The 16,267-nt window shown below is 31.3% G+C and carries 10 protein-coding genes, 2 pseudogenes and 1 other annotated feature; of the genes and pseudogenes, 7 read left to right on the top strand and 5 right to left on the bottom strand.

What is annotated here, in order from left to right; all coding sequences use genetic code 11:
- Positions 1-57 precede the first annotated feature (57 nt).
- The 5 genes and pseudogenes from E5Z56_RS01860 (at position 58) to E5Z56_RS12295 (ending at position 6,975) form a co-directional block, all read left to right on the top strand.
- Entirely contained in the window at positions 58-735 is a 678-nt protein-coding gene (locus E5Z56_RS01860) for a response regulator transcription factor (RefSeq protein WP_022505666.1), read from the top strand.
- Complete coding sequence (locus E5Z56_RS01855; protein ID WP_138156275.1) at positions 725-1,717, top strand: sensor histidine kinase; 993 nt, start codon at positions 725-727, stop codon at positions 1,715-1,717. Before E5Z56_RS01860 ends, E5Z56_RS01855 begins: the two co-directional genes overlap by 11 nt.
- Before the next feature lie 76 nt (positions 1,718-1,793).
- Positions 1,794-2,477 (top strand): ABC transporter ATP-binding protein, encoded by a 684-nt coding sequence (locus E5Z56_RS01850; RefSeq protein ID WP_138156274.1) that lies wholly within the window; start codon positions 1,794-1,796, stop codon positions 2,475-2,477.
- Positions 2,474-5,104, top strand: a complete 2,631-nt coding sequence (locus tag E5Z56_RS01845) for an ABC transporter permease (RefSeq protein WP_138156273.1) — start codon at positions 2,474-2,476, stop codon at positions 5,102-5,104. The genes E5Z56_RS01850 and E5Z56_RS01845 overlap by 4 nt, the downstream gene beginning before the upstream one ends.
- Before the next feature lie 903 nt (positions 5,105-6,007).
- Positions 6,008-6,975 (top strand): annotated as a pseudogene (locus E5Z56_RS12295) (IS30 family transposase).
- 517 nt (positions 6,976-7,492) lie between these two features.
- Here E5Z56_RS12295 and E5Z56_RS01830 read toward each other — a convergent pair.
- The 4 genes from E5Z56_RS01830 to E5Z56_RS01815 all read right to left on the bottom strand — a co-directional run bounded on the left by E5Z56_RS01830 (position 7,493) and on the right by E5Z56_RS01815 (position 10,847).
- Positions 7,493-8,836, bottom strand: coding sequence for an NYN domain-containing protein (locus E5Z56_RS01830; protein WP_138156272.1), 1,344 nt, complete (start codon positions 8,834-8,836; stop codon positions 7,493-7,495).
- A gap of 173 nt (positions 8,837-9,009) precedes the next feature.
- A complete protein-coding gene (locus E5Z56_RS01825) occupies positions 9,010-9,672 on the bottom strand; it encodes a leucine-rich repeat protein (protein ID WP_138156271.1) in 663 nt (220 codons plus the stop codon).
- Positions 9,641-10,354, bottom strand: a complete 714-nt coding sequence (locus E5Z56_RS01820; RefSeq protein WP_138156270.1) for a hypothetical protein — start codon at positions 10,352-10,354, stop codon at positions 9,641-9,643. The genes E5Z56_RS01825 and E5Z56_RS01820 overlap by 32 nt, the downstream gene beginning before the upstream one ends.
- Positions 10,347-10,847, bottom strand: coding sequence for an RNA polymerase sigma factor (locus tag E5Z56_RS01815; protein ID WP_138156269.1), 501 nt, complete (start codon positions 10,845-10,847; stop codon positions 10,347-10,349). Before E5Z56_RS01815 ends, E5Z56_RS01820 begins: the two co-directional genes overlap by 8 nt.
- 407 nt (positions 10,848-11,254) lie before the next feature.
- Positions 11,255-11,485 (top strand) — a binding site (T-box leader).
- A 64-nt stretch (positions 11,486-11,549) separates the two neighbouring features.
- Here E5Z56_RS01815 and leuA point away from each other — a divergent pair.
- Positions 11,550-13,235 (top strand): 2-isopropylmalate synthase, encoded by a 1,686-nt coding sequence (gene leuA / locus E5Z56_RS01810; RefSeq protein ID WP_138156268.1) that lies wholly within the window; start codon positions 11,550-11,552, stop codon positions 13,233-13,235.
- 987 nt (positions 13,236-14,222) lie between these two features.
- Positions 14,223-14,849 carry a TetR/AcrR family transcriptional regulator gene (locus tag E5Z56_RS01805; RefSeq protein WP_138156267.1) on the top strand — a complete coding sequence of 209 codons (627 nt, stop codon included), beginning with the start codon at positions 14,223-14,225 and terminating at the stop codon, positions 14,847-14,849.
- 142 nt (positions 14,850-14,991) lie between these two features.
- On the opposite strand, the pseudogene E5Z56_RS12290 reads toward E5Z56_RS01805, so the two are convergent.
- Positions 14,992-15,961 (bottom strand): annotated as a pseudogene (locus E5Z56_RS12290) (IS30 family transposase).
- Positions 15,962-16,267 lie beyond the last annotated feature (306 nt).

Below are 16,267 nucleotides of genomic sequence, written 5' to 3'. Positions count from 1 at the left end.
ACAATTTTGTAATAGAAGTATTTTTGCCTATGTGTTATTATTATTTGGGGTGATTAAATGAATGTTTTTTTACTTGAAGATGATGAGGCTATTGGTATTGGTCTAAAGTATTCTCTTGAAAATGAGGGTTATACTGTGACAATTGCAACCAGTGTAAAGTCAGCCTTTGAAATTATAAATAAAGAGAAGTTTGCATTATATATTCTTGACTTAACATTACCTGATGGTAGTGGTTATGATGTTTGCAAAAAGATAAAGTCAATCGGTGACTTTCCGGTAATTTTCCTAACTGCTTATGATGATGAGGTTAATGTGGTTATGGGTCTTGAACTTGGTGCTGATGACTATATTTCTAAACCATTTAGAGTTAAGGAACTTATTGCAAGAATTAAAAGTGTCCTTAGACGATACAATAGGGAAAGTAAAGGTATCATTAAAATAGGAAATGTCCTTATAAATACAAACAAAGCAACAGTTTTCAAGAATGGTCAGGAAGTTATTTTAACTGCTATGGAGTATAAGCTATTCTTAATTTTGCTAAATAATCGTGGTAATATTCTTTCTCGTAATAAACTGTTGGAATATATTTGGGATGTTGAGGGTGACTTTGTAAATGACAACACTCTTACTGTTTATATTAAAAGATTAAGAGATAAAATTGAGGATGACCCATCAGCCCCTATGATTATCAAGACAATTCGTGGATTAGGATATGTGATTGAAAATGATAAATAAAGATATAAAGATTATTGCTTTAATGGGCTTTTTAGGAACAATAGTTGCAACTGTAGTGACACTATTCTTTAATGTAGTTTGTTCTGTAGTTACCTTTTTGTTAGGTGCAATTTTGACCTTAACATTTTATATTGTTACTAGGAAAAGATACAAGAAAATTGCCGAACTAAATAACTACCTTTCACTTGTGTGTGCAGGTAATTATCTTATTGATATTAAGGAAAATACTGAGGGTGAACTGTCTATCCTAAAGAATAATCTGTACAAGGTTATTGTGTTACTTCGTTCAAAAAATGAACTGCTTGAAAAAGATAAAATCTACCTTGCAGATTCTTTAGCTGATATTTCCCATCAGCTAAAAACACCACTAACCTCACTTATGGTTATGGTTGATTTGTTGAAAGATGAAAAGAATATTGATAAGCAAAGGGAATTTATCTCTATAATAGAAACTCAGATTAGCAAAATAAAATGGTTAGTAGAGAATTTGCTGAAACTTTCTAAGTTAGATGCCGGTACAATTAAGTTTAAGAAAGAAAAAATTGATGTTTTATCGGTAATTACAAAAAGCCTAAGTCCATTCCTAGTGCAAATGGAAATGAAGAATATTTCACTTGAAACTAAGGTTGATGACTTTTCCTTTACAGGTGACTTAAACTGGACAAGTGAGGCTGTGGAAAATATTATAAAAAATTGTATTGAACATACTGCCGATAATGGAAAGCTAAATATAGAAACAGGTGTAACTAATATTTATAGTTACATAAAAATTACTGATAACGGTTGTGGCATCAAGAAAAAGGATTTACCACATATTTTTGAAAGATTTTATCAAGGAGAGAATTCTTCTAAGGAGAGTGTAGGCATTGGGCTGGCACTTGCTAAGACAATTGTTGAAAACCAAGGTGGCACAATTGATGTTACCAGTGAAGAAAATGTAGGAACAGAATTTATTATTAAATTCAACAAAATGGTTGTGTGACGAATTTGTAATATAAAAGTCACCTTAATGTAAGTTTTCTTTGATATGATATAGTCAAAGTTAGGGAGGAAAATTTATGAACATACTTGAAGTTAAAAATTTATCAAAAATTTACGGAAAAGGTGACACACTTGTAAAAGCAGTTGATGATGTTTCTTTTACTGTTGAGCAAGGTGAGTTTGTTGCAATTATCGGACCATCAGGTTCAGGTAAATCAACTTTGCTACATATAATCGGTGGTGTAGATACACCAACAAGTGGTAATGTAATTATTGACGGTACTGATATTACAAAGCTAAAGGAAAGTCCTTTGTCAATTTTCAGAAGAAGACAAATCGGTCTGGTGTATCAGTTCTACAACCTAATACCAATCTTGACAGTTGAAGAAAATCTGACTTTGCCACTACTACTTGATGGCAGAAAACCTAACAAAGAACAGATTGATTACTTAGTAAGTAACCTTGGCTTAGGTGACAGACTAAAGCACTTGCCAAACCAGCTTTCAGGTGGTCAACAACAGAGAGTTTCCATTGGCAGAGCATTGGCTAACAATCCTGCACTATTACTTGCTGATGAACCTACAGGTAACCTTGACAGTGAAAACAGTAAGGAAATTGTTGCTTTACTTCGCAAGTTTAACAGAGAACATAATCAAACAGTAATTATGATTACTCATGACGAAAGAATTGCTCAGTCTGCCGACAGAATTATTGCTATTGAAGATGGTAAGATTGTTAAGGATGAGGTGAGTAAAGGTTGAATATTGTAAGAAAGTTAACTTTGCGTCACCTAAAAGAAAATAAAGGCAGAACAGTTGTCACTATCTTAGGTATCATTGTTGCAGTAGCAATGATTACAGCAGTATTTGTAGGTAGCTCATCATTACTGAATGTTACAGGACAAATGATGAAATATACTACAGGTGACTATGATTTTACTGCTTCTGCTTATAATGATGACTCAACAGAAAGAATTGAAGGCACATCAAAAATTAAAAATGACGGTGAATTGAAGAAAGTAGGTACAACTTACAAGTATAATTATGCAGTTGTACCACAAGGTAAAGAAAATGACCCTGAGGTTATGATGGTAGACCTTAGAGAATATGATTATAACTGTCTAGAGATGGTTATGACTAATGAGTTTACCGGTAAGCTACCTACTAATGAAAATGAAATTCTTGTTCAAAAGTCCTACATTGATGATAATAAATTATCATGGAAAGTAGGGGATAAGGTTACCCTTGAAATCGGTAATTATTACGATAAAACAACCAAAGAAGAAAGACTGTATGATGATGCTCAGTCAGATAATATATTTAAAAAGCATGAAACAAAGGTTGTCACTGTTACCGGTATTATGACAGATGATAGATCAACTGCACTATATAGTGAAAACATAGTATTTGGTCATAGTGGTTCTTTCTCTAAAGAAAACTTTAGTAATATTGATGTTTACTGTAAACTAAATAATGTTGGTTTCTATGCAACAAAACAAATTGATAAGATTTTGGACAGATATAGTCTTGAAGAAAGTTTTGATTATAATACTGACTACTTGTTAAGCCAAGGTGCATTGGCAATTAATGATACTACTGCTGTGATGATTATATCTATTATAATTATGCTGATAATTATTATCACTGCCTCAGTTATGCTGGTGTATAATGCCTTTTCAATGTCACTGACAGGCAGACTTAGATACTTAGGAATGTTGGCAAGTGTTGGTGCTACCAGAAAGCAGAAGAGAAATTCAGTATATTTTGAGGGTGCATTCCTAGGGTTGATTGCAATTCCTTTAGGTATTTTCTTCGGTATTATCGGTATTGATATAACCTTAAATGTAGTTCTAAACAGACTGATAACTTCCGGTGCATTAGGTTACATAAAGGAAGGTATGATAACCTCTATTTTGTCAGTACCTGCTTGGAGTATTATTTCAATAATTGTATTTAGTATTATTACAATCTTTATTTCTGCATATATTCCGGCCAGAAAGTCCTCAAAGATTAGTCCTATTGATGCAATCAGACAGAATGACTCAATTAATCTAAAGGCAAAAAGTCTAAAGTCATCAAAGTTGATTAGAAAAATCTTCGGTTATGAGGGTGAAATTGCCAACAAAAACCTAAAGAGAAATGGTAAAAAATCAAGACTGATTATTGTTTCACTTACAATTTCTATTGTGCTATTCATTACAGTAAACTACTTCTGTAGTATGTTTACAACTCAAGTAGATGGATTGAAAAAAGAATCTTATCAGGTAGAGGCAGCACTGCCATATAATGAAGCTGAAAAGTTTAATGAAGAAATTGCTAAGGATAATAATATTAAAGATAAATTCTTGCTTACATCCTATAGTATTGTACAAATGGCAGAAAACAAGGACAAATATCTTGATTATATGAATTTTCAGTACAAAAGGAAATACAAAGAAAGTATTTGTATGATGGTACACCTTGTTGAGGATGATACCTTTAATAAGATTTGTAAGGATAATAATATTGATAAAAGCAAGTATTATGGCAAAAAATTATTAACACTTGCAGTTAACAGTGTTGGTGATAAGTCATCAGAAGACCCTGTATTTAAAGATAGTATCAAGAACTACGGTTTATATTGTGACCAATCGGATTTATTTGCCGGTGGCTTTATGGATGATTCAATTTATGAAGATAACTATAAACTGGAAGGTCATATTTTATCAAAAGAAAACAATATTTATATAGGTGACTTTATTAAGTATGATGAGAATAATCTGCTGTTTACTATGGATGATAACAGTGAAATCACTATGTTTGCACCAATGAGTGAATACTTAAAGGTTACAAATAATAAGCCAAGTGATATGTCTGTAACCTATGGTTATGTTACTGATAATAGCACTAAGTTATATGATACAATTAATAATTTAAGTAGTGATTATACTGTGCTTAGTGTTTCTAATTATGAACATGACCGACAAGGTTATGAGGCAGTTAGGTTCACTATTCAGGTGTTCCTATATGGCTTCATTACACTAATCACTTTAATTACAATCTTCAATATAATTAACACAATATCAACCGGTACTGCAATGAGAAAAAGAGAATTTGCAATGCTTCGTTCAGTTGGCGTTTCCAAGAAAGGCTTTTACAAGATTGTCTGTCTGGAAAGTTTGTTATATGGCATTAAGGCTTTGATTATCGGTTTACCACTTAGCTTACTAATTAGCTACGGTATGCATATTTCTATAGGTGAAGCAGGTTATCCTTTCAGACCTGATATTATGATTTACCTAATTGTAGTTGTTGCAGTGTTCTTAATTGTAGGACTTACAATGTTCTATGCAGTTAATAAAATCAAGAAAGGCTCAATCATTGATGCTCTAAAGGAAGATATAGATTAATATTGATAAATGAAAATCTAAATTTTTTAATGCTATTGTGCTAATTAAAAATTATTCAGGCATTTAAAATTAAGCCGATATTAATTAAAATTTAATTGGCTTAAGAATTAAATTTGCATAAAAATCAAATTAGCATAAACATAATTAATTAAGCATTAAAAATTAAATTAACTTAAGCAAAATTAACTATGCATAAAAGTTAAACTGCTTAAACAGTATTAAATTGGCATAAAAATAAACTAGCCTAAACAGAATTGAATTAGCGTATAGAAAATTAAATTAACTTAAAAAATTAAATTAGCTTACAACAATTGATTTGTTTCATTATTCCCAAATCCCAAAAACACCCTATGGTATTCTTTTACCATAGGGTGTCGCCTTTTGTGTTTGTTTTTGATTGTGGTTTTAATATTTTAGTGTTATAAATTAGTTTTTTAATTTTGATTGTGCTAATCTAAAAACAATTCAACAAATTAGAGTTTATGGGGCTAGAATTTGCATCGTTATATGGTGAATATTTAGAGTTTGCAGAGACTAACCAGCCTCCCTTGTGTAAAGGGAGGGGGACCACGAAGTGGTGGAAGGATTGTTTTGGTAGGCACTTTAGATTATATAAGATTTATTCGATATATGATGTAGGGAACGAACAATGTTCGTTCCGTTATTTATAGATAATTTTTATCTTATCGTACACATTTTATCTAGAGAACACTATCTACCATAACAATCCCTCAGTCGCTCTTTAAAAGTAAATTGTCATTCTTCCAATTTACGAGCGACAGCTCCCTTTACACAAGGGAGGGTAGATTATAATAACAAGTGCAACACTAAAAAAATAGACAATATGAAAACCAACGTGTAAAATGTAGTTGCAACACCAAACATAATACGGAGGTAATCATATTGTCATATACACATCTTACACTAATTGAAAGAGAATGTCTACAAGAATTTTACGAAAAAGGATATAGCATAAGAAAAATTGCAAAATACTTGAACGAAGTCCTTCTACAATCAGCAGAGAATTAAAACGGAATTTTAGTAAAAAACGCAAACACTATCATTCTTGGGGCGCACATGTAAAATATTTAGTAAGAAGAAAGGATTGTCATAGAAAAATAATTTACTCATATACACAGATATATATAATTATGTATTTGATAAATTACATTCCTTTTGGTCACGAAATAATAGCCGATAAATGGAATTTAAATCATAATATAAAGATTTCTTTTCTTCTATTTATCGTGCAATTCGTTCCAAATTATTCACGGTATTTCACCTGCATCACATCTTAGAAGAAGAGGAAAACCTTACAGAACTGAGCGTAAGACCTACACTAAACATTCTGAAAAATCAATTCATAATCGTGATTCTGTAATTGATGAGAGAGGAAGATTTGGTGATTATGAGGGAGATACAATTTACGGTTCAGTTGGAAAAGGCTATCTTGTTACTGCTATTGATAGAAAATCAAGATTTCTTGTAGCTGCTACCTGTAAAGATAAATCTATTTCATCAATTAATTCAGCTTTTAGAGAAGCTTTTGAAAAGCTTCTTTAAAAATCAAGCCACTTACATTAACTTTAGATAATGGTTCTGAATTTAACGGATATGCTGATATTGAAAAAGATTTAGATTTAGAAATATATTTTGCAGATGTTCATGCTCCTTGGCAACGAGGTTCAAATGAAAATATCAATGGACTATTAAGATTTTTCTTTCCAAGAGGTACTGATTTCAGAAAAGTCACAAGAGCACAACTTGATGCAGTCCTTGATAAAATCAATAATAGACCTAGAAAATGTTTAGACCTTCTTTCACCTATTGACTATTTTAATCAAAGTGTTGCACTTGGTTTGACAATCTAAGGAGGCTGGGAGTCTCAGCTAATTCTAAATAACTACCACATAACAAGGCAAGTTCTATCACTACAAACCCTAATTTGTTGAACTGACTATTCTTAACCCACAAACAAAATTTAAAACCCAAAATAATAAACTGAGCTAATCAAATATAAATTATTTGATATAGAAAAACCGACCCTAAATGGGTCGGTTAATTTATTATAGTTTATAGTTTAATTTTAGCTTACAAATTTAATTTTCAAATACATAGTTCGAATTCACAAACACATAAATTAAATTTTCAAACATTTAAATATATTCATAGTCATATAAATTATAATTTAAAATATATGAATTCAATCAACTAATATATAAGTACAATTTCAAATACACAGAATTTATAAATCTATGAACTATGGTAATGATAAATCAATTTGCGAGAATAAATATAAGTTTTAGTTATAAGTTAATTTAAATTATTTTCTAATCACTTGTTTATATATTCAGTAAAAAAATTGACGAAAGAAAGGGTAACTAAAAATCAATCAGGGATTTTAATAGTCATCATTCCATCTTTATCAATAGCAAGAGTCATTTTCTTAACATATTTATCGTAGAAATTCTTTTTCTCTGCTTCATCAACTTCCATATATAGCTCTCTGAAAATATTATTTACTAGTTCCTTAGTATCAATATTTACAAGTGAACCTACTTTTTCTTCCAAAGTTGAACGGAGAATTGCATTCTTAAAGCCCTTAATATTGCCGGTTGAAAAGTCATCAATATAACAATAATATGTACCGTTATCCTTAAATGCATTTAGAATATCAGGTCCACACTTACTTTGCTCAACCATAACAAGGAACTTTGCATCAGGAATTGAGGAGATAACACCCCAAAAGTCAGAGTCACTTGAAAGCATAATAAATGAATCTACATTGTCACGAAAATAAGCCTTTGAGATACCCACTGACATTTTAATATCAACCAAAGATTTTTCTTCCTTAACTCTTTCAATTACATTATGCTCAACAGGGATACCGGTTAATGCACCAATGTACTTCCATGCTTTTGAAGTATGTTTATCGTCGTATAATTCTATTTTAGAAATTTTGGAAAGTTCATCTGCGTTAAGCTGAGTAAGAGTACCTGCAAGTTTAATAGGGTCACTGTTTTCACAATCAACCACAATCATAACCTTTTCGCCATTCTGAATAAAGTCATAAATATCTGTTTTAATAACATCACTTGCATCTGTAACCTTAGAAATATCAGAAAATTCTTCGTTATGTTGTCTATAGATTATCATTGCAAATTTTTCATCATTAAATAGGATATTACCCTCTTCAACAGGTCTCCAGTAAATATATCTTTGGTAAGGATAGTTATTTCTATTAGCAGAGAATTTCTTTGACTCAGCCATAATTCTATCTTCTTTTTGACCTTTAGGCATTACAAAAAGTTCTCTGATGTATTCCCACTTAAACCATTCAGGGAAAAAGTCCTTAACATTATTTATTCTGTTTGCAATAAGTTCGTTTATGTTTGCAATATAAGTATTTACCTTGCAATTAGCCTTGACAATATCAATGCCTTTACTTCTTAGAATTTTTACATCTTCTTCATAATAGCTTTGTCTGTCTAGGTTTGTAAAATAATAAATACTTTCCTGTGTTGTTTGGTAATGCAACATTAGGTTTGTACGAATATTACATAGTGACCTTAGAATAATTGCATCATCATTTTCCTTTAGTTTCTCAATAATGTCCATACTGTCACCTGAATAGTAACTAAACATATCTTCTTTAGCACCTATTAGGTATGCTACTACTGTAGAAACTTTTGATTGACTTGCCTTATAGATAGGCTCGTTATTTAGTTCCATAAAATACCACCTTTGTATAAAAATTTTCAATACTATTATACAATATATTTTATTTTTTTACAATGTTTTTTCATTTTTATATATAATTTCCATATTTATTTTTTTCTTTATAAGAAAAATGCACCTCTGACTTAACCATAGCTAAATCAGAAGTGCAATAAAATATATTCAGTTTATTTGATTACCTTATAGTTAAAGGCATTACCCTTAGCATATCTATTACCTGCAGTATTTTTATATACATATAAAGTAAAGTCATCTCTTGCAATCAGTCTTGTACTTGACTTTAGGTTAGCTGACTTAATATTTTCTTTACTGTCAACTACACAATTAGCAACATATAGCTGACCTTTGTACCAATACTTTGAAGTATTGTAGTACTTTGTGTTGTCAAAAGCCTTTGCATCAATAAAACTTACAGAACCCTGAATAGTAATATTATTAAGGCTCTTACAGTTTTCAAATGCTTTATAGCCAATATTCTTTACTGTATTAGGAAGAACAACTTTCTTTACTGTAGCACCGGAAAAGGACTGATTTCCAATGTACTTAGTACCCTTAGAAACTTTGTATGATGATGTTCTGCCACCGGGATAAGCAATAAGATTATTCTTTTTCTTATTATAAAGAGAACCGTTTACTGTTGCATATTTCTTATTATTTTTATCCATATTAATGCTCTTTAAACTTGTACAATTGATAAAAACATTTTTTCTGATTTCATTTACATTTTTAGAAATATTAAATGTCTTTATATTCTTACAATCATCAAAGGCAGAGCAAAAAAGTATAATTTTCTTTTCTTTATTCAATAGTGTAGTTGTAGTTGTCATCATAAGAAACAACCAACTTCTGCTTTACAGTATCACCATTTGAAAAATAGATTGTCATATAAATTGTATCATACATACAATTGTAATACTCATCTGCTGTTGACTGAGAAGCCAAACCCTTAAGAGTTGCAATATTTTCTTCTGATGGCATCCAACCTAAGAAATCAATATCGCTATAATCAATATTGCTATAAGAAGTACTAGCCTCAGCATAAGCAGTACCACTGCTATAACTATTTAACACAATATAGTTATTACCTGCTGAATAAACATCAACACTTGTTATGTGTTTACCCTTAAGTTGTAGGTCAAGTGGTTTACTTTCGACCTCTTTCTTGCCTTTTTTGTCTTTAAGTTCAACTACAATAGCCTTTTGTACCGACTTATCCTTGTTGTTACTTAATGAATTCACAAGAGAAAATTCATCCATCTTCTGAGAAGAAAGAAAACCAGGTACTAAGTTTGTTAAGAAAGCAATGGAAATAATAATAACAAACCCGGCAGCAATAGTCAGTAGGTTCTTGTATTTATAAATTTTAGGTTTTTCGGTAGGGAAATCAATAACCTTTAAGTTTTCTCTTTTCTTCTTATCAAGGATATTGCTAATTAAGTCTTGCTTTTGCTTGTCTGTTAAGTCAATCTCATCGGTTTGTTTTTTGTACAAATCAAAATCAAATTTATCCACCTAAAGCTTCCTCCTCTCTAATAATTTTTTCTAACAGTTTTCTTCCTCTTGATAATCTTGTTTTAACTGCTGATTTACCAATCTGTAAAGTATCGGATATTTCTTCAATACTCATTTCTTGATAATAGAAAAGATGAATAACTACACGATACTTTTCCGGTAATTTAAGAACCTTATCTATAGTATTATCTTTCTTATTTTCAGCTATTAACTCATTTTCATTAACATCATCAATAGGAACTGTATTTTTCTTAAATCCTTTCGTACAATAGCTTTTTGCACAATTTACTGCAACTCGGATAAGCCACGCTTTTAGGTGTTCATCGTCCTTAATCTTTTCAAAATTGTTGAACAATCTTAGGAAAGCATCCTGACACACATCATAGGCATCATCCTTGTTGCAAGTAATATGGAAAGCAACCTTATATATTGTACCGGAATATTCATTAACAGCTTTGGTGACAAAGCTCTCAACATCCAATATCTCTTCCAACTTCTTTACCCTCTCTTACTTATAACACTTTTCAAGTACAAAAAAGGTTACATATTTTTTAAAATTTTTTCAGAAAATCTCATCATTGTAACAATAGTCAATATAACTTAAGATTTATGTAAAAAATTTATATATAATTCCGGACCACTTTTATATTTGAACTATTTATAATTCTACTACATTGTTAAATGAAAAAACATAGTTATCTATATTGTATTGCTATTTTTTGTATATGTCAACATTTAGAATATTAAAACATATATTAATGTATATTATTGAATTTTGTAACTTTTCAACATACAGAGGTTTTACTACAAAAAATATAGACAAAGATAGAATATTATTTATAAAAGTCTTGACATTCCTATTCCCCATTAATATAATAGTATTACACAAAAAAATAACCCTTAAAAACTATGAAGGGAAAAAGATATTTGTTTTAGAGCGAAGAGAACTGTTGGTTGGTGTAAAACAGTGTCAAAACTTATATGTATAACTCATCCCGGAGTTTCTTGTCTTATAAGGGCAAGACGGCAGACCTCGTTATTGGTCAGAACTTTGTTGGAAGTTCTTAAGGAGTATATGGTGACATATGCTTAAACTTGGGTGGTACCACGGATAATTTGTTCGTCCCTATTTTTAGGGGCGTTTTTTTATGTATTTTATGTATTATTTTTTACGAAAGACAAGGAGGTTTTTCCTATGAAAGAAGGATACAAAAAGTATATTCCTTTTAAGCAGATTGATTTACCGGACAGAGAATGGCCTACAAAAGTAATTACAAAAGCTCCAACTTGGTGTAGTGTTGACCTAAGAGATGGCAACCAGGCACTGATTGACCCTATGAATCTTGAAGAAAAGTTGGAATTCTTCCATGCACTATGCGATATGGGTTTCAAAGAAATTGAAATCGGTTTCCCATCAGCATCAGAAACAGAATACGAAATCTGTAGAGAACTAATAGAAGGAAATCATATTCCTGATGATGTTACAATTCAGGTTCTTGTACAAGCAAGAGAACACCTAATCAAAAAGACATTTGAGGCTATTAAGGGTGCTAAGAATGTTATTGTTCACTTCTACAATTCAACTTCTACTTTACAGAGAAAAGTTGTATTTAAGAAAGATATAGATGGTATCATTGACATTGCAGTTGAAGGTGCAAAGCTAATTAAAGAACTAACAGACAACTATGACGGTGACACAAACATTAGATTTGAATACAGTCCTGAAAGCTTTAGTGGCACAGAAATGGACAATGCAGTTAAAATCTGTGAAAAGGTTATGGATGTGCTTGAATGTACACCTGAAAACCCTATTATTCTAAATCTACCTAACACAGTAGAAATGTGTACACCTAACACATATGCCGATCAGATTGAATACTTTATCAAGCACCTAAAGAACAGAGAAAGTGCTATTATCTCAGTTCATCCTCACAACGACAGAGGTACAGGTGTTGCTGCAACAGAACTTGCTTTACTTGCAGGTGCTGAGAGAGTTGAAGGTACACTATTCGGTAACGGTGAAAGAACAGGTAACCTAGACATTGTTACTGTTGGCCTAAATATGTACACACAGGGTGTTGACCCTGAACTTGATTTCTCTAACCTACCAAAGCTAAAGGAAATCTTTGAAAGATGCACTAATATGAAGATTGGCGAAAGACAGCCTTATATTGGTGAACTAGTATTTACTGCATTCTCAGGTAGCCATCAGGATGCTATCAACAAGGGTGTTAAGTACTGCAAGGACACTAACTCAGACTACTGGGAAGTTCCATATATTCCAATTGACCCTGCTGATGTTGGCAGACAGTATGAGCCTATCATTCGTATTAACTCACAGAGTGGTAAGGGTGGTGCTGCTTATGTTATGGAACACAACTTTGGCTACGAACTACCAAAGAAAATGCATCCAGAGTTCGGTGCATTAGTTCAGGTTAAGTGTGATGAACTAGGCAGAGAGCTTGTACCAAAGGAACTATTTGAAGTATTTAAGGATAACTACCTAGAACACCCACAGAAGTATGTTATTGAAAACAGCCGTATCTTTGAAGAAAGCGAAAATGGCAAGGAGTATGTTCACTTTAAGGGTACTATCGTTATTGACGGTACTGATAAGAGAAACACAACCGGTGTTGGTAACGGTCCTATTGATGCATTCTTCAACGCTATAAAGAAGATTGGCATTGACCAGTATAAGTTCCGTTCTTATAGTCAACATGCTATTAGCGAAGGTAGTGACTCTCAGGCAGTTTCTTACATTGAACTTGAAACACCTGAAAATAAGAGAATTTTCGGTGTTGGCATTGACCATAATGTTAACTATAGCTCAATCCTAGGTGTGCTAAATGCTATCAACAGAAATGAAGCTGAAGATAAGTAATTTTCTTGTTTTTTAATTTACATTTCTGTTATTTAGTTATGAATGCTATATTGTGATAGATTTGTTATCTTATTGTAGAAATTATATGTTATAAATTTATAATATTGTTATAGAAGAAGTCAAAGCAATTTGTTTTGACTTCTTTCTTTTTCCTTTTTACAGTTAACACTTATTTTTGCATAAGTTTAGATTGACAAATTAGGGTTTGTGGGTGTGAATTATAACAAAATTTTGGCTTACAGTCGTAGGGGCGAACATCGTTCGCCCGTTTAATAGTAAAATGTTTTATACAATTTTGTCCTATGTAGAAACTAGAAATTATAACTTGCTACATAGGGCAAAGTACCTATATAAAGGCTAGTTTGTAACGGGACATCAATGATGTCCCCTACAACTGTATCTCATAATGTTCATTGTATTTTATAGTTAGAAATAAAGGAAAGTTTCTTCTATGATGATATTTTAAACAAGTTTAAAATATCAACCACTCCTTCAGTCATTCTTTAAAAGGTGAATTGATTTGCAATTCACAAATGACAGCTCCCTCAGCGAGGGAGCCAACAAGGTATGTACAATTTCTTTAATTATGTACAAATTTATAAGTTTGTACATATTATGCTTGGCTCCCTCAGACGAGGGAGCTGTCGATTGTAAATTGACGGTACGGCAATTTACCTTTTATAAATCGACTGAAGGAGGGATAAAACTATAAATTAAATGAATTAATCGGTTGATATCTAATTAACCTACATTACATAAACAACTCCACAAACCCAAATTTATCGAACTAATCTTTACCCACAATCAAAATTGAAAAACCCTAATTTATTGAACTAATTTTACTTTTCTAAATTAGTTAATGTGTAAATAATTTTGCACAAGTACTTTTATATATAAACATTTTTCTTGACATTTTTAAATGGAAATAGTATTATTATGACAGGATGTCATATAAGTTGCGGTACTTTTTAAAGGAGATAAGAAATTATGATTAAGCAGACATTTTACAATCTACCTGAAACAAAAAGGGAACGAATTTACCAAGCCATTAAAGCAGAATTTGACAGAGTACCACTTGATAAAATAAGCATCAACAGTATTATTAAAGAGGCAAATATTTCCAGGGGTAGTTTCTATCAATATTTTGATGATAAGGGCGACCTTTACGATATTTTTGCTGACAGAATAATGGACAGTATCAAGGAATGTTTTACAAATACTCTTGTTAAATACAAGGGCGACCTTTTCGCTACAATGGAAGAGGTTATGTCCCAGCATTTCACCAAAGTTAGCCAACCTAAAGCAAAAAGCCAAATGCAGAAGTTTGTACCCGGTGTATCTGTAAACGCAAAGTCTATTCTTGATAGAATTTGTGAAAGGTCTATCACCTACTTTAATGAACTTATACCTAATATAGACACAAGGAAATTTTCTTTTGATAATTCACCGGAAGATATTAGAATTCTATTTGAAATGCTAATGTCTATTTCTAAAAATGCAATTTTTGATGTTTTGTTTATGGATATAGATACCGACGAGGCTATTAAGATTTTAAACAAAAAGCTAAAAATCATCAAAAATGGTTGCCTAAAAAAAGAATATAGAGAAGATTAATTCTTAAATCAGACCTAACGAAAGTTAGGTCTTTTCTTTTGTATTTAATTTTTCTAATTTTATCTGTGTGAAAAAGTTAGTTAGATAAATTTGGGTTTGTGGGGATGAGTATAGAGTAGTAAATTTTAGCAAATAAGGCTCCTTAGATTGTCAAACCAAGTGCAACACTTTGATTAAAATAGTCAATAGGTGAAAGAAGGTCTAAACATTTTCTAGGTCTATTATTGATTTTATCAAGGACTGCATCAAGTTGTGCTCTTGTGACTTTTCTGAAATCAGTACCTCTTGGAAAGAAAAATCTTAATAGTCCATTGATATTTTCATTTGAACCTCGTTGCCAAGGAGCATGAACATCTGCAAAATATATTTCTAAATCTAAATCTTTTTCAATATCAGCATATCCGTTAAATTCAGAACCATTATCTAAAGTTAATGTAAGTGGCTTGATTTTTAAAGAAGCTTTTCAAAAGCTTCTCTAAAAGCTGAATTAATTGATGAAATAGATTTATCTTTACAGGTAGCAGCTACAAGAAATCTTGATTTTCTATCAATAGCAGTAACAAGATAGCCTTTTCCAACTGAACCGTAAATTGTATCTCCCTCATAATCACCAAATCTTCCTCTCTCATCAATTACAGAATCACGATTATGAATTGATTTTTCAGAATGTTTAGTGTAGGTCTTACGCTCAGTTCTGTAAGGTTTTCCTCTTCTTCTAAGATGTGATGCAGGTGAAATACCCGGGAATAATTTGGAACGAATTGCACGATAAATAGAAGAAAAGAAATCTTTATATTATGATTTAAATTCCATTTATCGGCTATTATTTCGTGACCAAAAGGAATGTAATTTATCAAATACATAATTATATATATCTGTGTATATGAGTAAATTATTTTTCTATGACAATCCTTTCTTCTTACTAAATATTTTACATGTGCGCCCCAAGAATGATAGTGTTTGCGTTTTTTACTAAAATTCCGTTTTAATTCTCTGCTGATTGTAGAAGGACTTCGTTCAAGTATTTTTGCAATTTTTCTTATGCTATATCCTTTTTCGTAAAATTCTTGTAGACATTCTCTTTCAATTAGTGTAAGATGTGTATATGACAATATGATTACCTCCGTATTATGTTTGGTGTTGCAACTACATTTTACACGTTGGTTTTCATATTGTCTATTTTTTTAGTGTTGCACTTGTTATTATAATCTACCCTCCCTTGTGTAAAGGAGCTGTCGCTCGTAAATTGGAAGAATGACAATTTACTTTTAAAGAGCGACTGAGGGATTGTTATGGTAGATAGTGTTCTCTAGATAAAATGTGTACGATAAGATAAAAATTATCTATAAATAACGGAACGAACATTGTTCGTTCCCTACATCATATATCGAATAAATCTTATATAATCTAAAGTGCCT

It is taken from the genome of Ruminococcus bovis (assembly GCF_005601135.1).
In the GTDB taxonomy this organism is placed as follows: Bacteria; Bacillota; Clostridia; order Oscillospirales; family Acutalibacteraceae; genus Ruminococcoides; species Ruminococcoides bovis.
The sequence above is the reverse complement of the archived record's forward strand: the minus strand, read 5'-3'. Positions and strand labels throughout refer to the sequence as shown.